The following is a 21,319-nucleotide window of genomic DNA, read 5'->3' as shown; positions in this document are numbered from 1 at the left end:
ACTCCTGGACTTCGCAGGCTGAAACCCTGCACAGCCTCGCCAGTTGCGTTTCCCGCCGGCCGCTGTCCTAGACCCCCGAACCACACCGCGCGTCCTGGCGCCCACCTGTGGCCGCGTGCCACCGCAACCAAACCCGCTCTGCATCATGTCGATATGGGTGCACGGCGGTACGCAAGGGCGATGGCCGGCAACCTGACTCCACCCCTCCCGGCGCTTACCGGATACCACGTAGCCGCTGCGCTGCTTCGGCCCGCCGTCTGCTAGCAGCCAATCGGTTGGCTGCCGCAGTGTTGTCTGAGCCGCGTGACAGTGAAGCAGACGTCTTGTCGCCATAGGCGCCGTGAAGGACCAGCGATATCTCATACAGCCTAGCCTCTGTTATGAGCCTTCGCGGCATGTCAGCGGTATCGTCCCACTCCTCGATCCATGGACTGAAAGACACGCTGACTTCGCCGACCAGTGCCGCGGCGACCGTCGCCAGTGCCTCTTGCCCCATCGGCGATTCCAGGTTCGGCTCGATAGAGTACCAAAGCCCGGCAGGCGTAGACTTCAAGGTTAGCGTGCCATTGCTGACACGAGCCAATGGCCTGCTCGGATCATGAGCCCACAGCGCCGCTACATCTGGGAACTGAGATAAGGATTTGTCGAAGGCGCCACGCGCGAACCGCTCTTCAAAAGCGCCCGCAATCACGGCAGGCTGATTCCATTGGATTGCAAAACCGGTAATCAGGTCAGCCATCAACCACCTTCCGCATGCGTCGTTCGCGCTTGTCGAGTTCTAGTTTTCGCGCGATGTAGAGGGCCGAGTCTGATCGCTCTGCGTAGCCTTTTTCACCGGGCAACTTCACCATGCGTCGACCAGGCTTCAGCCGACCTTTTGCATCTGTCGAAGCGTGCTCCGCGCGTTCACTGTGCATAGCCGGCTGCCTCCGCTTCGCGCAGGTAACTGGCAATACGGCCCGAGCCTCTGTCTCCGAGCCAATAAGGTTTTGGTCCCAAATGGCCGTACTGAATGTCGACGGCATCCATGTCCTGGCACAACTCGTCAAATTCAGCGTGAGCAGCGTCTAGCGCTCGCATTGCCTCGAGCATCTTGCGGGTGCGCCTGCCGAACTCCGGTCTGGCCAATTCCGCGGCCTTGCGGTTCGCGGCGGGACGGGCCTCGGCGATAGCCGCGGAATGTCGTTATGCTTGATCTCGGTCCAATGGCCGGCGAACTTTTCGACGGTGTCGCGTGTTGTGTTTGCCCAATCAGGCTCGCCGTCCGCGAAGGGCACCAAAACGATGTCACCGCACAGGATGTCTGCAAAGTCGGCCAGGCAGTCCAACGCGTGTTCTCGCGGATCGATACCGACAAAAACAACGGCTGGCTCAATGTCGTAATCTTTGAATCCGTCCGGCAGAGCGAACGGCGGCAATATTTCATTAAGAAGGGACATTGGCGACGACGCCTCCAACCTGCTCAAAGGCGGCATCTGCCATTTGGCGCGCGTAGGCGCCTGTGAACTTGGCGAAGCGCTGTCCTAGCCTCTGCGGGGCGAATACGAAGCGCCTGCCCTCGGGCGTTAGCGCCAATTTGAGGCCGAGCACCTCAAAGCCTTCAACAATCTCGGCATCGAAAATCGCGACGTCGCGATACCGCCCGCCGCCATGATGGACGGCAGGCCTACAGTTCTTGATTATCAAGTGACAGTTCCTGTTCTAGGAGTTGCCGCCGTTGGGTCGGCGGAGGTTTTTTATCGAAGGGGCAGGGCGGCTAGGCTGCCTTCGCCGCAGCGCGGTTATCGTTGGCCGCTCGCCGATTAGATGCGACCCATTCGTCAAGGTCTTCGGTGCGGTAGATAACGCTGCTACCCAGCTTGATATAAGCGGGACCGGTGCCGTAACAGCGAGCCTTGTCTAGGTAGGATTTAGACAGGCCAACATAGTCCGCAGCCTGAATTACTCGTAGGTTTGCCATGCGTTTACCTCCGTGCATGTTGTTGCATGGGGATAGATAGGCAAGCGGAGCGATTCAGTTAACGCAAAAGAAATCCGACTTATTCGCGGGACGCCTCGTCGTGCGCTTCCTTGGCTTCCTGATACGTGCGGATGGCGGTGCGAACATGCGTCTCTGAGTACCCAAACTTCGTTGCTACCTGGCGGAGCGCCTCGTCGTAAGGAACACCGTTGTTGCGGAGCCAGCCGAACTGTTCGCCGATATCCAGCCAGTATCGCGGAAGCGCCCGTTTTCTCCCACGTGGCCTCTTCGCCGGTTTGAGCAGATCTGCGGCCAATCCCTGAACTATAGGGTCAGCCTTGCCCGAGCGCAGTATCTCGACAACCAGTGTCTTGGCATCCTCTGTGCGTCCCTCACTTAGCGCAGCCTCGATTGGAAGTGCCTGCAGACTAAATCCCTTTGGAAGCGGTGCCATTCACCGGCCTCCGATCGCATCGGCGATCTTTCCGGCAATGGCATCTGCCGCAGCGCGCACCGGGTCGACATGAAGGTGGGCGTAGCGTTGCGTGGTGCCAGCATCGGCATGGCCGAGCAACTTCCCTATGATTGGCAGGGACATGCCGTCGCCTGCGCCGACCGACGCGAACGTGTGGCGTAGGTCGTGAAGATGGACATCACTAAGGCCGGCCCGCGCGGCTATTGCTGCCCACGGCTTTTTTAGATCGGCGCGAGGTGCCTCATGCTCCGTTGCTGCCGAGTGACCGRCAATCACATATTTGCCAACGCGCGGCAAAGCGTCCAACACAGCTTGGGCTGCGCCGGAAAGCACTACGGTCTTGCGCCCTGTCTTTGAGTCCGGCAGGAGCAGTAATCCGCGCTTGGGATCATATTCCGACCATCGCAGGTTCAAGATCTCCCGCAAGCGGCATCCGGTCAGCATCAGCAATCGAATGGCGCCCGTTACATGTGGCCCGTAAACGGTGCGGTTGTTCTCTTTGGGCGCATGTTTGCTGTCTGACCGCTTGTGCGGAATGCCGATCGTCTCGGCTTCACGCAGCGCATCTCCTAGGCTTGCCATTTCGTCAGAAGATAGGAACCGCTCGCGGGCTTCCTCTTTGTTTCTGTCGATCTTTGCCGCCGGATTCATTCCCTCCGGAACATAGCCGCGCTTGGCGCCCCAAACAAAGGCGGCAGACAGCAGTGCTATTGCCCTGTTCGCTGAATATTTCGCCTGCTTAGACATGGTGGAATGCGCGCGCTGTACGTCGACACGGGTGAGGGCAACCGCCTTCGTTGTGCCCATGTGAGGCTCAATATGTTTGGCCAGCGTGATTTTGTAGAACGCGCGTGTCGACTCCTTCATATCCTTGCCAGCGACATAGTCCTCAACCAGCTTCTTGACTGTGCAGCCGCCCCGTTCGTCCGACCGCTCTTTGACCAAATCCTTGCCAAGGGCAGCGTTCGCAATCGCCCTGCGCGCTGCCTCGCGCGCCTCGTTGGCTTTTAGAGTTCCGACGCGGCCGAGCTTCAATCGCTTTTTGGCGCCGCCAGCCACCGGCCGATATTCGGCGAAATATGTTCCTGTATTGCCAGTCGTCCGGTACAGGCCGAAACCGGTTAGGTCATCGTCAAAATAGTAAGTTGTTTTGTTCGGCCTGGCACCTTCCATGATGCCTGAAACTGCCGCCGCCGTAATCTTGATTGTAGCCACACCCATCCCCTTTATAGCCACTATGTAGCCAGCATTTAGGTAGCGGCATCATAATAGTCAAGCGGGCATAAGTTGGATATCGTTGGATTTCTGCGGTTTTTGCCTACTCCGTGCAACGATGGGAATGGCTATAAAACCTAGTATTTAAGACTGGGGGTCAAGGGGTCGTCGGTTCGAATCCGGCCACTCCGACCATTTAAAAAACAAGGACTTACCCCCAAAGTCCTACCTTCCAAAAATAGCTGAAAAATCCGTCTGGGTAACAAAACCGACGAGTGACAACAAGCAGATACAGGACAAAGCGGCCCAGGTAGCCACCACGGCTCTCCCAAGTAACTGAAGAGCCGTGGCTACCGCCCCCCGGCCTATGCTGCTGCATATTAGAGACAGCTAACGGAAGTTTGCGTGCAACGCAATATCTTTGTTGCGCTGCACCATGATTTTCTACCGGCCGCCCATCGCGGCCGACACTACCGGCCTGGCCGGTTTCTCCAGATGGGATGACCACCCATGACCAACTCATCATTCATCAGCAGACCACGCTTGCTGTGCCGCGAAAGCAGCGGGGAGCCGTTTCACTGCAATACGAAAGAAGAGCGTGCTGCCCTACGCGCCAGGCTGGCCATGAACAAGCAGGACGAGCAACGTCGCATGGACGCCTGAGCGGCTACGACTTCTTTGAGGATCTCGTAGAGGCTGGAATTGTTGAGAACCGCCGCGAGGTGCCGCGCGATTTGGCAGAGGAAACTTGGCGTCGCATTGGCAATGATGTTCTCGATTACATGGTGGAATTCCACCGTGGCTTCGTGCCCCCGGAGCGGCCTATCTGGGCAGAGCGTGAGTTCGGCCCACCCGATAGGAAGAAGCGGCACGCTGGGACGCGCTGGAGGGAATAGGCGTCGCGCAGAATCATCTGCATCTTCCGCGGTCGATGTGGCCGCGGTTTATGGTCGACGCCTGCGGATGAAGAGGATCTCTGAAATAGGATTGCCAACTTGTAACTTGGAAAAAGGGGAAAACAAGTATTTACAAGGCCATCTCGCTTGGCTGCTCGATGAGTTGGAAATCAAAGATCCCCATGGAAAAGGTGAACGTGCCGCCGTCCGCTTTATCCGGAGTCTACGCCACCCTAAGTCGCGGTTTTAAGGGCGAGGATTTCAACTTGATGTTTAGCAAGAGCGTCTTATTCGTAGAGTACACGGAAACACGCTTGAAGAGGGCGCGCGCAAAATCAAAACGGTCTGTGCCCTCCTTCCTCGCGGCAGTGTCGCTGCGAGCGGATAATGACAGTCCGGGAACGGAGTTTTCTAGGTAGGAGCGCCGRCCGCCTAAATCGGCCACTGGCTGAATGCGCGCCGTCTCAGGAAACAACATGACCACCACACAACGCGGCCGCGGCGCTCGCAAATGCGCGGCGTCGCATCGATGTCGCTCGCGCCGAGACGGCAATGAGGCTGCGCGGCATCCTGCAGGGGGCAGCCCCATAGGAAACTAGCCCGCCAATCTTTACCGGCCCCTCATTTCTGCGCGGCCAAAAAATCTGAGATGTTCTTAAAGGTTTCGGGATCGTGGATGGCCGCCTCAAGATGGATCTGTAGGGTGGCATCCTCTTGAAACATTTTGAGCATGTCTCGGATTAGAAATACCGCCAGATCTCCCGATCTCCCGCTGAACTGACTATCGAGATGGGCTGAGCGCTAGAGACGCGGCACGAGGACAGCCATCCTGGCGACTGATCGATGAGGCGATGTCCAACCTTAGGCGGATCGCCTCGATTTTGAACCACGACGACAGAGAGCCGCCCAAACCCGCCAATTGATATTGTCAAAGTCCCCTTCTGCCATCCAGATACCAAGCGCACAGCACCGAACAGGGAACTGCGGTAATCTCGGCTGGCTCTGCGCTTTTCTTGAAAGGTCCGAAAAGGAGGTTGACGTGAAGATCAGGACGACAAGACACAATCACCCCGGTGAACCCGGCGTCATTCTGCTCGACCAGTCATTGCAAAACATGATCGTGGCGACCGACATACGCGATGGCGCAACGACGCTGTTCGGGACAGTAAATCTGCAGGTGAATTATTCCGGGCAGTACGACATCAGAGTCGAATTATCGCCAGGGGAACTCACGCAGGTCTACCAGTTGCTGGTCAAAAACCTCCTGGAAAAGATACAGGAACTTACGAGCGCTCAAGATCCTTGACGCTCGCAAACCAACCGCGTTCTACAGCTAGCCTTCCACCTTGGGCTTGAACCGGGTCCGGCCGCAACAGCCGCTGGTGTCTGTACTCAAGCGCGATGGCTCCCCAGATCAGGCCGAGCAGCAGGTAGACGTGGCGCCAGTGGTCGATATCGATGAAGGTGCCGAGCCCGATATTGCCGATGAAGGCGACATAGGCGCACAACAGGTAGGGCTGCCATGGCCGGTCGCGCAGCAGGATGCGGAATCCGGCTGCTATCGTCCAGGCGACGAGCGTCAGGAACGACACAAAGCCGAGCCAGCCATAGTCCATCAGCATCTTCAGCCAGATATCGTGCGTGTCTTCGCCAAAGATCGTGCCGAAGACCAGCGGGCCGATGCCGAACGGATGCTCGAGCGCCATCTGGAAGCCGATTGCGTAGCGGGCGAAGCGGCCGAGGCGGGCTGTGTCGTAACTCTGTTCGAGATGGGCGCGGTTGGAAAACATCTCCGACACCCCGGGCAGTTGCAGGATGACGATCATGGCGACGACCAGCAGCGACAGCGCGGCAACCGTCATCACCACCACGCGCAGCCGGAACATGCCGCTGGCGCTCTGCAGGAACAGGCAACCGGTGAGCAGGACAGCAGAAACGGCGAACATGCCCCAGGCGCCGCGCGAGAAGGAAAAGAAGATGCCGGCGGTGATGATCAGCAGCGGCACCGCCAGCAGCGGCATGCGCGTGACCGGTCCGGTCAAAAGCAGATAGAGCAGATAGATGCCGGGCAGAACCAGGAACGGTCCGAACACATTCGGGTCCTGGAAGGCACCGGCGGCGCGGTCGTATTTGGTGAACATCTCGGCGCCCGGAAAGGCGTGGAAATAGCCCGCTATGCCGAGCAGTGAGGTTATCACCGCCGACACGACATAGGCGAAGAAGATCAGCCGGTAGAGACTGGGTTGCACCGCGGTCACCGAGGCGAAGAACACCGCGGTGAAGGCGAGAAACAGCGAGACGGCGAGATAGAGCGGCGTGTTGGCGAGATCCGCCATCTGCGTCATCGCCATCATGCCACCGATGTTCATCGCCACCAGCAGCACCAGCAGCGGCATTGCCGCGCGCGACAGCCTGAGGCCGAAGAGGGCCCAGATGGCGATCAGCCCGGCCATATAGAGTTCATAGGGCGCCGGTTCGCTGATTACGAAGCCGGACAGGAATATGCCGACGAACACCGCGGCTGAGGAAATCAGCGCGATCAGCTTGGCGTTGACCGCGGCCTGCGGCAGCTCATGGGAAATCGCGCTCAATAGGCGTTTTCCGTGTTCAGCAGCCGGGCCGGCGTCAGGAACAGGATCCGCAAGTCGAACAGCAGAGACCAGTTCTCGATGTAATAGAGGTCATACTCCGTCCGCATGCGGATCTTCTCGTTGGTGTCCATCTCGCCGCGCCAGCCATTGATCTGCGCCCAGCCGGTGACGCCGGGCTTGACCTTGTGACGCGCGAAATAGCCGTCGACCACTTCGTTGTAGAGAAGGTTGTGCGACTGCGCGGCGATGGCGTGCGGGCGCGGGCCGACCAGAGACAGCGAACCCAGCAGCGAATTGAAGAACTGCGGCAGCTCGTCGATCGAGGTCTTGCGGATGAAGCGGCCGACGCGGGTGACGCGCGGGTCGTTCTTGGTCACCGTCTGCTTGGCGGTCGGGTCGGCCTTGTCCGTATACATCGAGCGGAACTTGTAGACCTCGATGATTTCATTGTTGAAGCCGTGCCGCTTCTGGTGAAACAGCACCGGCCCCTTGCTGTCGAGCTTGATGGCGATGGCGGTCGCCAGCATCACCGGCGAGAACACGACGATGCCGATGAGGCTGAAGGCGATGTCGAAGGCGCGCTTGGCGACCGAATCCCAGTCGTTGATTGGCCTGTCGAAGATATCGAGCATCGGCACCGAGCCGATGTAGGAATAGGCGCGCGGGCGAAACTGCAGCGCGTTGGAATGGGCCGACAGCCGGATGTCGACCGGCAACACCCACAGCTTCTTCAACAGCTGCAGCACGCGCGATTCGGCGGTCAGAGGCAGCGATACGATCAGCATGTCGATGCGGGCGATGCGGGCGAACTCGATCAGCTCCGAAATGGTGCCGAGCTTGGGATAACCGGCGACGATGGGCGGTGAGCGCTTGTCGCCGCGATCGTCGAAGATGCCGCAGATGCGGATGTCGTTGTAGGGCTGCTTTTCGACCGAGCGGATCAGCATTTCAGCCGCCTTGCCACCGCCGACGATGACGGCGCGCCGTTCCATGCGGCCATCGCGCGCCCAGCGCCGGATCAGCTTCGACATCACCAGTCTGAGGCCGAAAAGGAGAACGAAGCCGATGACGAACCAGGTGCCTAACAGAAGGCGCGAATAGTCTTCCGACATCTTCATGACGAATGCCGTCAGCGCCATGAGGGCGAAAGTGCCGGCCCAGACCAGCAGCACGCGGCCGAAATTGGCGATGGGCCGCATGAGGGCCACGATCTGGTAGCAGTCGGTGACGTCGAGCAGCACCACGGCAAGGAACGACGACGCGGCGATCGTCAGCGGGTATTGCCAGGCGAGATAGTTGAAGAACCCGACATAGTAGAAATAGATGCCGAGCCCCGACACCAGCAGCAAGCCGAATTCGACCATGCGTAGCACGCCGCTGACCATGATCGGCGACATGGTATCGCGCCTGTACTGCGAGGCGACCTGGCGGGCGACATCGTTCATGCCGCCGGGCGGCGTGTCGCCTTCGGCCGGGCCGTCGAATTTACGCACCGCCTCTGGTGAAAAGCGGCGCGCGGGGTCGATCTCGTTCATGGGGCTTTCCGCAAGCTTCCCTACGGTGAATAGCAAAAGAGAGCTAAGAAAGCCTTGAAACAACAAGTGGCTTTGAAACGGCCTGGGGCTTGAGGCCTATTTGTTGATCGCGGCGAAGTAGGCCTTCTCGATGTCGGCGGCCATCACATCGGCGCCGAAGCGTGCCTTGAGGCTGGCGCCATCGGGCATCAGCTTGCGATAGGCGGCGAGGTCGCCCAGCGCCTGGCTCACCTTGTCGGCAAGCTCGACTGGGCTAGGCCGGATCAGCGCACGGGAGCCGGAGCCGAAGATCTCCGGTATGCCGCCGACGGAAGTGGCGATCATCGGCTTACCGGCGGCAAGCGTCTCCAGGACGATGTAGGGCATGGCTTCGGCGCGCGAGGGAACGATGACGAGCGCCGCCAGCGCGAAAGCCTCCCTGGCCGGCATCGGCGGCAGGAAGCGGACGTAGCCCTCAAGCCCGAGGCTTTTCACCTGGGCGTGGTAGCGGGGCAGGTCGTCGCCGGAGCCGACCATCACCGCGGTCAGCGCGCGGCCGAGCCGAGGGCCGGCGAGGGCCAGCGCGTCGATGAAGATGTCGGGACCCTTCAGGTCGCGCATCATGCCGATATAGAGCAGATCGGCTGCGTCGGCCCCGGTGATCGCGGGCTCGAATTCGGCGGCGCGCAATCCGTTGTAGACCAGGGTGTTGGGGATTTGCGGCTCTCCGACCTTGCGGCGATAGGTTCGCCTTTCGTAGTCGGAGACAAACAGCAGGTGGTCGGTGAAGAGCGCCATGAAGCGCTCGAGCGCGAAGAACAGCTTTCCGGTGGTCGTGTTCTCGTCATAGTGGAGAGAGCCACCATGCGGCGAATAAAGGCGGGCTACGCGAGACCTTGATACCCGCAACAATGAGCCGAACAGACGGGTATAGGCGCCACCCTTGGCGCCGTGCCCGTGCAACACGTCCGGCCGCAATTCCTTGATGATCCTGTAAGTGCGCCAGGCCGACGCAAGGTCGCCCGGTCCGACATGGCGCTGCATCGGCGTGCGATGGATGCCGAGCGCCAGCATATCCTTCATCTGCTCGAACAGACGTTCCTCGAACTCGCCGCCGGTCGTCGAATCGCAGACGATGCCGACGGAATGTCCGGCAGCGACCTGCGCCTCGGTCAGGTCGCGCACATGGCGGAAAATTCCTCCGACGGGTGAGCGAAAGCAATGGACGATCCTGAGGTTGTCCACCACGTGGGTCGTCAGAACAGGCGTTCGCGGACGTAGACTGTATCGCCCGGCAGCAGCGGGTCGGACGTGACCACACGGCCGGTCATCACCTTACCGTTGATGTCGCGGGTGATGTCGACGCTTTCCTGGTTGGCGCGCGGGGTGAAACCGCCAGCGATGGCGATTGCCTTCTGCACCGTCAGGCCGGGGACGTACGAGTATTGGCCTGCGGCACCCACTTCGCCCATGACGAAGATCGGCCGGTAGCGGTCGATCTCGACCGAAACGTCGGGATCGCGCAGATAGCCTTGCCGCAATTTGTCGGCGATTTCCTTTTCCATCTGCTGCGCTGTGTGGCCGCGCGCCGGTACGGCGCCGACAAGCGGGAAGGAGAGGTAGCCGGATTGGTCGACGCTGTAGGTGTTGGTCAACCCGTCCTGCTCGAACACGGTGACGCGGACGCGGTCGCCCGCGCCAAGACGATAAGGCTGTTCGAGCACTTCGTGGAAGGCTGCCGGCGTCGGCCGGTAGCTGGAACAGCCGGCAAGCATCGATACGGCAAGCAGCGCGCGAAACAGGGAAGCAGTGCTTTTCATGACCGGACAGGTACCTTCGACTGGCCGCTGCAGCCCCGCAGCAACTCTAGGGATCGAGGTCCGTTATCATCCTGTTAGGGTTAATGGCCGGTAAAGGGAGCGGCCGACACAGCGCGCGGCGGCGAGAGTTTTGCGATTTTTTTGGCGGTTTTGTTTGGCGTCCGCCAGTAAACCCTAACGCAAACTTACGGCCATCTTAACGGCTGAGTTACCATAGTTGTTTACGGTGTGTCCTGACCCAGTATCGGAGTAGGGATGCATGTCCGTTCAGTCCGCGGCCGCAGATGTTGACGTCGATCTCAGGCAGCTCTTCGCCAGCCTGGCGAGGAACTGGCTGCGCATCCTCGTCGTCGCACTGGTGGTGACCGGCGCGGCTTTCGCGCTCGCCTCGTTTGCCACACGTCACTACAAGGCACAGACCCAGGTCGAGATTGCGCCGCGTGAATCCGTTTATACGCGGCCGGCCAGCAACAACGACGCCGACAAGCCAATTCTCGATGAACAGGGCGTCGCCACCCAGGTCCAGATCATTTCCTCCAACGAAATCCTCAAGCAGGTCGCGCAAAAGCTTGGTCTGGAGAAGCTGCCCGAGTTCGACGAAGCACTCGACATGTCGCCGTTGAGCCGCGCTCTGGTCCTCGTCGGTCTGAAGAGCGACCCGATGGAAATTCCGACGGAAGAGCGCGTCCTCAAGAAAATGCATGAGAAGCTCAACGTCTATAGCGTCGAGAAGACCCGCATCATTGCCATTGAGTTCTCATCGGAAGATCCCAAGCTCGCGGCTGCCGTACCAGATGCCATTGCCGTCGCCTATATTGAGGGGCAAGGGGCCGCCAAGCTCGAATCGAACAACGCCGCCGCTGATTTTCTGGCGCCGGAGATCGCCGACCTGCAGCAGAAGGTTAGGGATGCCGAGGCCAAGGTTGCCACCTACCGTGCACAATCCGATCTTTTGATGGGCGGCAACAATTCGGTGCTTGCCACGCAGCAGCTTTCCGAACTGTCGAGCGAACTGATGCGTGTACGCGCCAACCGCGCCTCGGCGGAAGCGACCGCCGACAGCGTGCGCAAGGCGTTGCAGGGCGGCGGTTCGCTCGATGCCGTGCCTGAGGTCTTGTCTTCCGATCTGATCCAGCGCCTGCGCGAGCGGCAGGTCGAGCTCAGGGCCAACATCGCCGATCTTTCCACCACCTTGCTCGACAATCATCCGCGCATCCGGGCGTTGAAGTCTCAGCTTGCCGATCTCGACGGCCAGATCCGCAACGAGGCGCAAAAGCTGATGAAGGGTCTGATGACCCAGGCGCAGACCGCGCAGGCTCGTGAGAACCAGCTTGTCGCCGACGTCAACACATTGAAGGCGGCATCGGCCCGCGCCGGCGAACAGCAGGTCGAGCTTGATGCCTTGCAGCGTGATGCGGCCGCCAAGCGCCAGCAGCTCGAATCGTACCAGGCGAACTACCTCAGCGCGGCGTCGCGCAAGGATCGCAACTATCTGCCCGTCGATGCAAGGGTGGTTTCCTTGGCGCAGGTGCCGTCCGAGCCGTATTTCCCGAAGGTCCTGCCCATCGTCAGTGCCGCCTTCGTCGCATCGCTGCTGGTCATGGCCATCGTGACGCTCCTAAGGGAGCTGTTTTCTGGCCGCGCCATGCGGCCGGCGACCGGTTCCCGCTTCGAACGCATCGATGAGGTCGCGATGCCCCATGTAGCTCAGGCGCTGGATAGGGTCGCGATGCCGGCTGTCCACCAGGAGCCCGCCGTCCTCCAGGACCCTATCCTTCGCCCGGAGATGGGAGAAGGCCCGGCTGACACGAGGTCGGAGCCCTACACAGCCGTGATGCCCTATGCCACCGCGATGCCCGAGATCGATGCGCCTTATGCGCATGCGGCCGAAGCGCCTGATATGGTCGCGATGACCGAAGCAGCGACAGCGCAGGAGACGGCTGCCGAGGCCGAACCGGTGCGTTCCACTCTGGGCGAGATCGACATTGAGAAGGCCGCCGAAAAGCTGATCGCCAGCGGTGCGGCGCGCGCCATATTCGTCTCGCCGGAGGGCGACGAGGCCGCCGCGTCGGCGGTCCTGGTGGCACGCGAGGTCGCCGACGCCGGCCTGCGCGTCCTGTTGCTGGACCTTACCGCTTCGGGGGCCGCCTCGCGGCCGATGCTGGACAGCGGCCTTTTCCCCGGCATCACCAACCTGCTCGCTTCGGAAGCGCAGTTCAGCGACGTCATCCATGCCGATCTCTATTCTGACTGCCACGTCATTCCTGTCGGCACCGCCGATCCGGTCCGCGCCATGCGCGCCGCCGACCGGCTGCCGATCATCATGCAGTCGCTGACCACAGCCTATGATCTGGTGGTGGTCGAATGCGGACCGGCCGACGCGCAAGGCATCAGCCGTCTGGCCGGCGATGCGACCGAGGTGTTGCTGTCCATGCTGGAGCCGGACGATGAAGTGACGCAGGCCGCGGTCAAGCTGATCGAAAGTGGCTATCCCGACCTGACGCTGGTGACGCCGCTCGGCCACGAACCGCCCGGCAATCCGGTGCCGGGACGGCGCTCGGCGGCCTGACGCTCCGCCTGATCTATCCCAATTCCAGGGTCGTCACGCCGAACAGCCGCTGCAGGCCGAGCTCCGGGGCCGGGCCCTTGTACATGCGGGTGGTCTTGAAGGTCGGCGCAAAGCCGGCCGCCTCGAGTGCCGCAATGAAACCGGCCTTTTCGGCGGGAACGTCGATGTGCAGGTCGCCGCCCTCGCAGGCCCCCGCCAGTCCGTCCAGCAGCTGCAGCGCCGTGTCGTCGCTGTCGGCAAACAGCGGGCCGATCTTGAAGCCCGAGCGGCACGGTCGAGCCACGCCATAGCCGGTGGTACCGCGCGGGCTGACCGCCGCCAACGCATGATGCGGCGCCTGCAGCCATCGCTGCAGGAAGGCTCGCCGGGGTGCCGGAAAGCAATATGCGTCATAAGCGATGATGTCGGGCACGAGCTTGGCCGTCACGGTGCGCAACCCGTCGGCCTCGACCACCGGGCCTGCCGCGCGGCCGCTATAGCGGATGGTCTCGTAGGCGGGTTTGAAGCCCTTGCGACGGTAATTGGCGCGCTGCTCGGCGACGCCGTCGAGGCCGACGGTCCTGCCGGCAAGCCTGTCCATGCCGGCGTCCCACACCGCCTTGCCGTAGCCCTTGCCGCGCTTGTCCGGCCGGCAGATGTAGAGGCCGATGAAGCCGAATCCGCTTCCATAGGCCACTGCCGAGATTGCCGCGACCATTTCGTCGCCGGCAAAGGCGCCGATAAAGCCCGCGGGATCGGCAGCCTGGAACATCGCCGCGTCTTCAAGACCAGGGTTCCAGCCTTCCACCGCCGCCCAGTCGATGAGAACCGCCAACTCATGCAGTGACAGCGTGCGGATGGTCGGCATCATCGTCCTCACTCCGTGGCGACAACTTAAGGCTTTGACGACATCGAGGCCGATCTCGATCTCTGAGTCAAACCCGCCCTTAGAGAAGCCCTGAATTTCCGAAACTAGCTCTCATTCTCGCCGGTTATGGGCGCTGCTTGTCCGGCAGTCTTGCGGCGCAGCATCTTGGTCAGCTTCCAGATCGTCGGGCTGTTCTTAATGAAGGCTTTGAACCTTGCTCCCTGCCGGAGCGTCACCGCCAGCGCGCGGCCCTTCAGAGTCAAGGGAACCAGCACCTCGAAATGCTGGGTTTCGATATCGCACCATAGCCGCTTGTAGGGCTCGTCGCCGACAGAGAAGTCGTAGACGGCAAAACCGGTCTCGCAGGCTTCCTGGATGTTGTCGAAGAACAGGAAGTCGCCGGGACTGGTGTTGCCGAGATCGTCCTCGGCGATCGCTCCGAACTCGCAGATCAGGCGCTTGCCCGAGCGGCTTGACCCGGTGACGGCGCGCAGCTTGCCGGCCACCTCGAGCCCGTGCAGCACGAAGGAGGGCTTGTCTTCGGCAAGCGCGTGCGTGAACAGCGCGCGGAAGAAAGCGCGCACCTGCTCGTCGCCAAAGACGTTGCTGATGCCCATCTTGCGGAAGCGGAATACCTTCATCTCGAAAAAGGCATCGAGCAGCCTGTCCACCTCGTCGGCCGTGCGCGCCTCGATGCGTCGGTGGCTGCCGACGGCTTCGAACTTGCGCATCTGCGAGCGGTGCTTCTTGCGCTTGCGCTTGCCGCTGGCGCGCAACAGCAGCGCATCGAAGCCACCGCCGAGATCGACGGCCAGCGACAAGTTTGGGCTGGCAAAATGGTCAAGCAAGGCGAGTGGATTGATGACACCGTCGAGATCGGGCAGCAACCGCTCGAGCGCGACGAGATCGATGTCCGGGCGTGCCTTGGCGATGGTCGCCAACAGCGATCGAATGGCCGGGATATCCGCCCTGGCCAGCCATTGCGGATCACAGGCGACGAAGTTGCCGTTGGCGTGGCGGTCGCCCATGAAGCGGGCGACGCGGTACGGACCTTTCGCGGTGACCTCCAGGGCCAGCGAAAAAACCGGCCGGCCTTCGGCGCTGAGCGTCGCTATGAGCAGATCCGGTCCGACCTGCTCGGCCCAGTTCAGTATCCAGCCGGCACTCTGCGCCGGTGCAAACAGGGCCGAGCGGCAGAATCCGGCATAGGCCGCGAGCCCTTCCGCGGACATCACTGAAATCGACAGGCCGGCCTGGTCTCCCGGCAAGGCTCGCGGCGACGCCTCGGTTGCAGCGAGCCGATTGCCGTCAAATGACGCTGTTGCGTCAACCATACCTCAATCCTTAGGGCGTACTGATGGCGATTTGGGGAGCCGCATAGGCGCATTCCGTGCTTGGTTTAGCCTAGGCGCAAAAGGTGAATGAATGATCGACGGGGGCGAGGCAATCCGGAAACTGGCGCTGAACGTCGCCCGTTATTCCGGTCTTGCACCGCTGGCCAAGCCGTTCATCGGCGGCATTGGCGCTATACTTATGCTGCACCGCGTGACCGCGACGCCCGAAAAGCCCGACAGCGTCAACCGTCATCTGAACATCGCGCCTGGCTTCCTCGATGCTGTGATCGCCGACATGAAGGCGAGCGGCTATGCCTTTGTTTCCATGGACGAAGCGGTCGAGCGCATCAAGGCGGGCGGCAAGGGTGGCGAGTTCGCAACCATCACCGCCGACGACGCCTATCGCGACAACATGACGGAGGCGCTGCCGGTGCTGGAGAAGCACGGCGCGCCGATGACCATCTATGTCGCGCCCGGGCTGATCAATGGCACCGCCGATTTGTGGTGGGATGTGGTCGAGGACATCGTCAACGTGCGCGACAGCCTCACCCTGACGCGGCCGAATGGCCCGCTGGTGATCGACTGCTCGACCCCTGCGAAGAAGTTACAGGCCAATATACGCCTGCATGTCTATCTCACCTCCGAAGTCCGCGAGGAGGACCTGCAAGCCGTGCTGCGTGACCTGGCTCGCTCGAATGGCGTCGACGCCGACGGCCCGCGCCTGCGGACATTGATGAACTGGGATGAAATCCGCAGCATCGCCACGCATCCGCTGGTGGCGATTGGCGCCCACACGATCAACCACAGCAATCTGAAGCGGCTTTCCGAAACCGATGCGCGGCACGAGATCGGCGCCGTGGGTGACATGCTGCAGGCGGAACTGGGCGAAAAGCCAAGCCATTTCGCCTATCCCTATGGCTATGCCAGGGCGGTGGGCTGCCGCGAAGTAGGCTTTGCCCGCGACGCCGGCTATGCCTCGGCCGTGACCACGCGCCACGGCGTGCTGCGCGCCGAACATGCCGGGTTCCTCCATGCCTTACCGCGCATTTCAGTCAACGGCCGCTACCAGAGCCTCGCTCATATCCGCACCATGCTGTCGGGCGTGACCACGCCGCTCGCCAACGCCGGCAAGATGCTCGTGACGATCTGACTGCGGCGGGGCCGGGTTCCGGTTCAGCGCTTCGCCTTCGGCTCCAGCATCAGCCACTTGATGATGCCCATCGCCGGAAGCACCCACAGCAGGCCGCTGAGCAGGAAGAACAGGAAATGCACCCACGGGCTCGACTCCGAGAGCCGGGCGACCGCGAAGATCGATGCGACCAGCGCGTAGATGATGACCAGCGCCACCAGCAGGAACGCTCCGATCAGCTTTTTCAGGCGCACGGGCATGGTTGGCCTCCTGGTCTAGGCCGCCGGGACCTCGCAGGTCCGGCAAGCTCTTGGCTTCGCATAGGCCTTGACGCGACCCTGTGCAACCGGTGAGACGCGGCGCGACGGCGTGCCGCGCCGTCTGGTCTTGCCAGCAAGGGTGCGATGGTCCACCAATCCGCCAAACCAACCTGCCGGGACAAGACCATGGCTGCCATATCAGCTGCCGCGCCCTTCGTGGCCCGCGACCGCGACCTGTACAATCGGGCGCTGCTGCGCGGCTGGCTCTATGTGGTGGTGCTGGTGCTGTTTGCGCTGGTGCTGGTCGGCGGCGCCACCAGGCTCACCGGTGCCGGCCTGTCGATCACGGAGTGGAAGCCGATCCATGGCGTGATACCGCCGCTCAACGACGCCGAGTGGCAGGAGGAATTCCAGCTCTACCAGCAGATCCCGCAATATGCCGAGCTCAACAAGGGCATGAGCATCGAGGCGTTCAAGTCGATCTTCTGGTGGGAATGGGCGCACCGCATCCTGGCGCGCAGCGTCGGCCTGGTGTTTGCCTTGCCGCTGCTGTTCCTCTGGGCGACGCGCCGCATCGAGCGCGGCCTGGGACCAAAATTGGTGGGCATCCTTTTGCTCGGCGGCCTGCAGGGCGCCATAGGCTGGTGGATGGTGGCCTCAGGGCTGGTCGACCGGGTCTCGGTCAGCCAGTACCGGCTGGCGACCCATCTGACGCTGGCGGCGCTGATCTTCACTGCCACCATGGTCGTTGCGCGTGGGCTGGCGCCGCATTCCGAACCCGCCGCCGACCGCTCGACGCAGAGGCTGGCCGGTTTCATCGTGTTTCTGGCGTTGATCCAGATCTATCTCGGCGGCCTGGTCGCCGGGCTCGACGCCGGCCTGAGCTACAACACCTGGCCGCTGATGGACGGCAAGCTCATCCCTGGTGATTTGCTGATCCTCGAGCCGGCGTGGCGCAATTTCTTCGAAAGCCCCAAGACGGTGCAGTTCGTCCACCGGCTCGGCGCCTATACGGTGTTCGTCGTGGCCCTCTGGCACATGATCGCCACGCGTCGGCGCCTGCCAGGCTCAACCCATGCCCGCCGCGCCACGCTGCTGTTTGTGCTGGTTTTGGTGCAGGCTTCGATCGGCATCGGTACGCTGCTGATGCATGTGCCGCTGCATATGGCACTGACCCATCAGGGGTTTGCGCTCATCGTGCTGGGCTTTGCCGCCGCGCATTGGCGCGGCACCAAGGGTGCCTATCCCTTGCCGCACGAAATCGCGCTCAGGAGCTGATCCCCAGAGCAGTTTCACCGTTTCACGGAAACGGTGAACTGCTCTATCTCTTTGTTTTGACGCAATTCCGGACGGAAAATCCGTTTCACACTTTTCCTGGAATTGCTTCAGCCGATCGGCCGGTCACATCCAGAATTCGTTTGACGCTGTCGTCTTCTCGCCGTCGAATTCCGCCTGGCGCAAGGCTGCGGCGGATGGCGTTGACTGGCTCTGAGCGGCCTTGGCCGCCTTGTCGGCGTCGGCGGCCCTGAGTGCATCAAGTTTGGCGTGGGCGACAGCGATATCCTGCTGCACCTGGGCGGCCTGGACCTGGTCCTTGATCGCCTTGGCCTGGTCTTCCAGGTCCTGGATCTGCTTTTCGAGCGCGGCTTCCTGGGCTGCATTGCTCGATGAACTGGACGAGGAATACTGGGTTGCCTGGGAGGAACCCGAAATCGCGCTGACCATGAGAATTCCCCTGATGGAGCCACGCAATGTGAGTAGCCCATCATGGTGAACAAGCCCTTACCGTCGCCGGTTGACCGGCTGGAACAGAAGCTTGGCCGCACCGCCCGGATCGCCTCGGCGATCGACAATTCGCGGTTCTCCTCGACCGCGTTGTCGTCTTCGTGATGCCAGGATGCCGACAGGCAACCATAGGCGATGGCATGATCAAGAATGGCGGGCGGAGCCTGGCCCAGCGTTTTGGCGAAGACCTCGGCCATATCCGCGATCCGCTCCGGATCGAGGCAAAGATCGTCCCGGTCGAGCGGGTTGTAGAACATGTTCGCGGCGTCGAAGCCGGGATCGCCAAGCACACCCTTCGGGTCGATTGCCAGCCAGTCGCGCGGCCCGTGCAGGATGTTGTCGTGATGCAGGTCGCCATGCAGAGGCATGATATCGTGCGGATCGGCCAGCAACCGATCGGCGATTGCCGCGGCCTCGACATAGAGACTGTCATGGCCGGCGTTGCGGTCGCTCGCGGCTTTCCTGAACAGGCTGGCAAACCGCTCCCTGAGCGGCTGCAACTCGGGCGGGAAGGGGTCTTTCCCAGGCGAAAACAGTTTCGCCATCACTTCGGCCGCGATTTCAGTGGCGGCGTTGTCGCCCTCTTTGTCGAGAACCTGCTGCAGCAGGGTTTCACCGGCATATTCGAGCAGCATGCTGTGGCCGTCGCGGCCAAGCAGGCGGACCGCGCCGTCGCCGCGCCGCCAGGCGAGATAGTGCTCGCCGCGCAATTCGTCCGCGACGTCGTCGAAAGGCTTGAGCGCCTTGACGATCGCCGGCGAACCATCCTCGTGCCGCACCTTCCAGATGCGGCTCGAAAAGGTTTCGGCAATAAGTTCGGGCGCGCTGACCTTCCAGCGCGTCGGAAAGACAGGTGCGTCCATCAGAGGCCGAGCATCAAGTCCATGTTCTGCACGGCGGCACCCGAGGCCCCCTTGCCGAGATTGTCATAGACCGCCAGCAGCAGAGCCTGTGCCCGTTTGTCGTTGGCGAAGACGTAGACCTTCATCCGGTTGGTGCCGTTGTAGATCTCCGGATCGATCTCCGGCATGCGCTCCAGATGCGCATAGGGCGCCACCTCGACCACACCGCCCTCGATGGCGGCGAAATGGTCGGCAATCGCCGCATGAAGCTCCGCACCCGTCGGCACATGGTCGAGACCACCGAGTTGCAGGGGCACCACCGTAATCATGCCTTGTGCGAAATTGCCGACCGCCGGCTGCATGATCGGATCATGCGACAGCCTGGCATAGGCCCTGAGTTCAGGCACGTGCTTGTGCTGCAAGGTGAGGCCATAGGGTAGGAACTCCGAGGCGTCCTCACCCTTGGCGACATAGTCCTCGATCATCGGCCGTCCGCCGCCCGAATAGCCGGAAATGCCGTTGACCGTGATCGGGAAGTCCGCCGGCAGCAGGCCGGCGGTGACCAGCGGCCGCAGCGTCGCGATCGGCCCCTGCGGCCAGCAGCCGGGGTTGGCGACGCGTTTTGCCGAGGCGATCGTCTTTGCCTGTTCCTTGTCCATCTCCGCGAAACCATAGGCCCAGCCTTCGGCGACGCGATGCGCGGTCGAGGCGTCGATGACCTTGGTGGTGTCGTTGGCGATCAGCGAGACGCTTTCCTTCGCCGCGTCATCGGGGAGGCACAGGATGGCGACATCGGCGGCATTGAGGAACTCGGCACGCGCCGCCGTGTCCTTGCGGCGCTCGGCAGGAACGGAGATGATTTCCAGGTCACCGCGCTCGGCAAGCAGCGCCCTGATCTGCAGGCCGGTGGTGCCGTGCTCGCCGTCGATGAAGATTTTCGGTTTCATTTGCCTGATCAAATTCCCTGATATTTCAAGGCTATATGCCTTGACCGTGATTCACCGCGGCACCGTTGTGGTTGCCGTTGTTGTTCAGCTCTTCCAGCCGGGCCTTTCGTTCGGCCAGCAGGCCGAGATACTGCATGGCCACCATCGAGCCGGCGATCGCCGTTATATCGGCGTGATCATAGGCCGGCGCAACCTCGACGACATCGGCGCCGACAATATCGATCTGGTTGAGCTGACGCAGCGTCGACAGGATCTTTGCTGAGGACGGCCCGCCGGCAACCGGCGTGCCGGTACCGGGCGCATAGGCCGGGTCAAGGCAGTCGATGTCGAAGGTGAGATAGGTCTTCTTGCCGCCGGTGCGGTCGACGATGGCGTAGGCGATGTCGGACGCGCGCATCTCCTCGATTTCGTGCCCGTACAGGATCTTGATGCCGAACGTGTCGGGCGCGTGGGTGCGGATGCCAATCTGGATCGAGCGGTCGGGATCGATTATGCCTTCATTGACGGCGCGGCCGACGAAAGACCCGTGGTCGATGCGCTTGCCGTCGTCCGGCCAGGTGTCCTGGTGGGCATCGAACTGCACCAGGGCGAGCGGGCCGTGGATGGCGGCATGCGCCTTGAGCAGCGGCCAGGTGACGAAATGGTCGCCGCCGAGCGACAACAGGAAGGCGCCGGATTTGAGGATCTTCGCCGCTTCGCGCTCGATCGTGCCGGGCGTCTTCTGGTGATTGCCCGAATCGAGCAGGCAATCGCCATAATCGACCACCGCGAGATGCTCGAACAGATCACGTGAAAACGGGTATTGCGGGTCGTTGTCGAGGATCGCCGAGGCGCGGCGGATCGCCTGCGGCCCGAACCGGGCGCCGGGCCGGTTGGTGACGGCGGCGTCGAACGGAATGCCCCATATCACCGCGTCCGCGCCCTTCACGTCCTTCGTGTATTTGCGCCGCATGAACGACAGCGCGCCCGAATAGGTCGGCTCGAGGGCAGCGCCCGTTTTGGAGCGGGCGGTGAAGGCATGGTCGATGTTGTTGGTCGCCATTACGGGTCCTTGTTTTTCATCGGGGTGCAACAACTACAGAACCGGCACGGAAGATGCCAGTCACAGCTTGGGGAGACGAAATGGCGCCCCTCA

General features: G+C 61.8%; 19 protein-coding genes and 1 pseudogene. 5 read left to right on the top strand and 15 right to left on the bottom strand.

The annotated features are described in order from the left end of the window. Positions 1 to 214: 214 nt before the first annotated feature. From AC1D0I_RS25850 to AC1D0I_RS25835, 4 genes are all read right to left on the bottom strand, one after another. On the bottom strand, positions 215 to 739 hold the full coding sequence (locus AC1D0I_RS25850) for an HK97 family phage prohead protease (RefSeq protein WP_477398669.1): 525 nt from the start codon (positions 737 to 739) through the stop codon (positions 215 to 217). A 686-nt stretch (positions 740 to 1,425) separates the two neighbouring features. Next, a complete protein-coding gene (locus AC1D0I_RS25845) occupies positions 1,426 to 1,686 on the bottom strand; it encodes a hypothetical protein (protein WP_477398667.1) in 261 nt (86 codons plus the stop codon). Between the two features lie 353 nt (positions 1,687 to 2,039). Further along, positions 2,040 to 2,414, bottom strand: a complete 375-nt coding sequence (locus AC1D0I_RS25840) for a hypothetical protein (protein WP_477398665.1) — start codon at positions 2,412 to 2,414, stop codon at positions 2,040 to 2,042. Further along, positions 2,415 to 3,650, bottom strand: coding sequence for a tyrosine-type recombinase/integrase (locus AC1D0I_RS25835; RefSeq protein ID WP_477398663.1), 1,236 nt, complete (start codon positions 3,648 to 3,650; stop codon positions 2,415 to 2,417). It lies immediately after the preceding gene. A gap of 500 nt (positions 3,651 to 4,150) precedes the next feature. Here AC1D0I_RS25835 and AC1D0I_RS25830 point away from each other — a divergent pair, with 500 nt between their 5' ends. Together AC1D0I_RS25830 and AC1D0I_RS25825 are read left to right on the top strand one after the other, a co-directional pair. Further along, entirely contained in the window at positions 4,151 to 4,546 is a 396-nt protein-coding gene (locus AC1D0I_RS25830) for a hypothetical protein (protein WP_477307219.1), read from the top strand. A gap of 1,039 nt (positions 4,547 to 5,585) precedes the next feature. Beyond that, a complete protein-coding gene (locus AC1D0I_RS25825; RefSeq protein ID WP_477228830.1) occupies positions 5,586 to 5,852 on the top strand; it encodes a hypothetical protein in 267 nt (88 codons plus the stop codon). On the opposite strand, the gene AC1D0I_RS25820 is transcribed toward AC1D0I_RS25825, so the two are convergent. From AC1D0I_RS25820 to AC1D0I_RS25805, 4 genes are all read right to left on the bottom strand, one after another. After that, complete coding sequence (locus AC1D0I_RS25820) at positions 5,830 to 7,137, bottom strand: O-antigen ligase family protein (protein WP_477398661.1); 1,308 nt, start codon at positions 7,135 to 7,137, stop codon at positions 5,830 to 5,832. The genes AC1D0I_RS25825 and AC1D0I_RS25820 overlap by 23 nt on opposite strands. Next, positions 7,134 to 8,672, bottom strand: a complete 1,539-nt coding sequence (locus AC1D0I_RS25815) for an undecaprenyl-phosphate glucose phosphotransferase (RefSeq protein ID WP_477398660.1) — start codon at positions 8,670 to 8,672, stop codon at positions 7,134 to 7,136. Before AC1D0I_RS25815 ends, AC1D0I_RS25820 begins: the two co-directional genes overlap by 4 nt. Before the next feature lie 96 nt (positions 8,673 to 8,768). Beyond that, the gene (locus AC1D0I_RS25810; RefSeq protein WP_477228827.1) at positions 8,769 to 9,899 is read right to left on the bottom strand and encodes a glycosyltransferase family 4 protein; all 1,131 of its coding nucleotides are present in this window, start codon (positions 9,897 to 9,899) and stop codon (positions 8,769 to 8,771) included. Positions 9,900 to 9,907: 8 nt separating this feature from the next. Next, complete coding sequence (locus tag AC1D0I_RS25805; protein WP_095081215.1) at positions 9,908 to 10,471, bottom strand: polysaccharide biosynthesis/export family protein; 564 nt, start codon at positions 10,469 to 10,471, stop codon at positions 9,908 to 9,910. A 259-nt stretch (positions 10,472 to 10,730) separates the two neighbouring features. On the opposite strand from AC1D0I_RS25805, the gene AC1D0I_RS25800 reads away from it, so the two are divergent. Then, a complete protein-coding gene (locus tag AC1D0I_RS25800; RefSeq protein ID WP_477398658.1) occupies positions 10,731 to 13,040 on the top strand; it encodes a GumC family protein in 2,310 nt (769 codons plus the stop codon). A 13-nt stretch (positions 13,041 to 13,053) separates the two neighbouring features. Here the strand turns inward: AC1D0I_RS25800 and AC1D0I_RS25795 are convergent, their stop codons facing one another. Next, positions 13,054 to 13,890 (bottom strand): GNAT family N-acetyltransferase, encoded by an 837-nt coding sequence (locus AC1D0I_RS25795; RefSeq protein ID WP_477398656.1) that lies wholly within the window; start codon positions 13,888 to 13,890, stop codon positions 13,054 to 13,056. A gap of 101 nt (positions 13,891 to 13,991) precedes the next feature. Then, positions 13,992 to 15,221 carry a GNAT family N-acetyltransferase gene (locus AC1D0I_RS25790; protein WP_477398654.1) on the bottom strand — a complete coding sequence of 410 codons (1,230 nt, stop codon included), beginning with the start codon at positions 15,219 to 15,221 and terminating at the stop codon, positions 13,992 to 13,994. 91 nt (positions 15,222 to 15,312) lie between these two features. Here AC1D0I_RS25790 and AC1D0I_RS25785 point away from each other — a divergent pair, with 91 nt between their 5' ends. After that, complete coding sequence (locus AC1D0I_RS25785; RefSeq protein ID WP_477228823.1) at positions 15,313 to 16,371, top strand: polysaccharide deacetylase family protein; 1,059 nt, start codon at positions 15,313 to 15,315, stop codon at positions 16,369 to 16,371. A 23-nt stretch (positions 16,372 to 16,394) separates the two neighbouring features. Here the strand turns inward: AC1D0I_RS25785 and AC1D0I_RS25780 are convergent, their stop codons facing one another. Then, positions 16,395 to 16,610 (bottom strand): DUF2842 domain-containing protein, encoded by a 216-nt coding sequence (locus AC1D0I_RS25780; protein WP_457152663.1) that lies wholly within the window; start codon positions 16,608 to 16,610, stop codon positions 16,395 to 16,397. A 186-nt stretch (positions 16,611 to 16,796) separates the two neighbouring features. On the opposite strand from AC1D0I_RS25780, the gene AC1D0I_RS25775 reads away from it, so the two are divergent. Next, positions 16,797 to 17,888 (top strand): COX15/CtaA family protein, encoded by a 1,092-nt coding sequence (locus AC1D0I_RS25775; protein WP_477398652.1) that lies wholly within the window; start codon positions 16,797 to 16,799, stop codon positions 17,886 to 17,888. Between the two features lie 123 nt (positions 17,889 to 18,011). Here AC1D0I_RS25775 and AC1D0I_RS25770 read toward each other — a convergent pair whose 3' ends face one another. From AC1D0I_RS25770 to speB, 4 genes and pseudogenes are all read right to left on the bottom strand, one after another. Beyond that, the gene (locus AC1D0I_RS25770; RefSeq protein WP_477398650.1) at positions 18,012 to 18,335 is read right to left on the bottom strand and encodes a hypothetical protein; all 324 of its coding nucleotides are present in this window, start codon (positions 18,333 to 18,335) and stop codon (positions 18,012 to 18,014) included. A gap of 95 nt (positions 18,336 to 18,430) precedes the next feature. Next, positions 18,431 to 19,261 (bottom strand): annotated as a pseudogene (locus tag AC1D0I_RS25765) (aminoglycoside phosphotransferase family protein); the annotation flags it as partial. Beyond that, positions 19,258 to 20,184 (bottom strand): N-acetyl-gamma-glutamyl-phosphate reductase, encoded by a 927-nt coding sequence (gene argC / locus AC1D0I_RS25760; protein ID WP_477398648.1) that lies wholly within the window; start codon positions 20,182 to 20,184, stop codon positions 19,258 to 19,260. The gene argC and the pseudogene AC1D0I_RS25765, both read right to left, overlap by 4 nt. Positions 20,185 to 20,215: 31 nt before the next feature. Next, a complete protein-coding gene (speB, locus tag AC1D0I_RS25755; RefSeq protein WP_095081232.1) occupies positions 20,216 to 21,226 on the bottom strand; it encodes an agmatinase in 1,011 nt (336 codons plus the stop codon). Positions 21,227 to 21,319: the final 93 nt, after the last annotated feature.

This window comes from Mesorhizobium sp. P2_D1 (assembly GCF_056404455.1).
The sequence above is the reverse complement of the archived record's forward strand: the minus strand, read 5'-3'. Positions and strand labels throughout refer to the sequence as shown.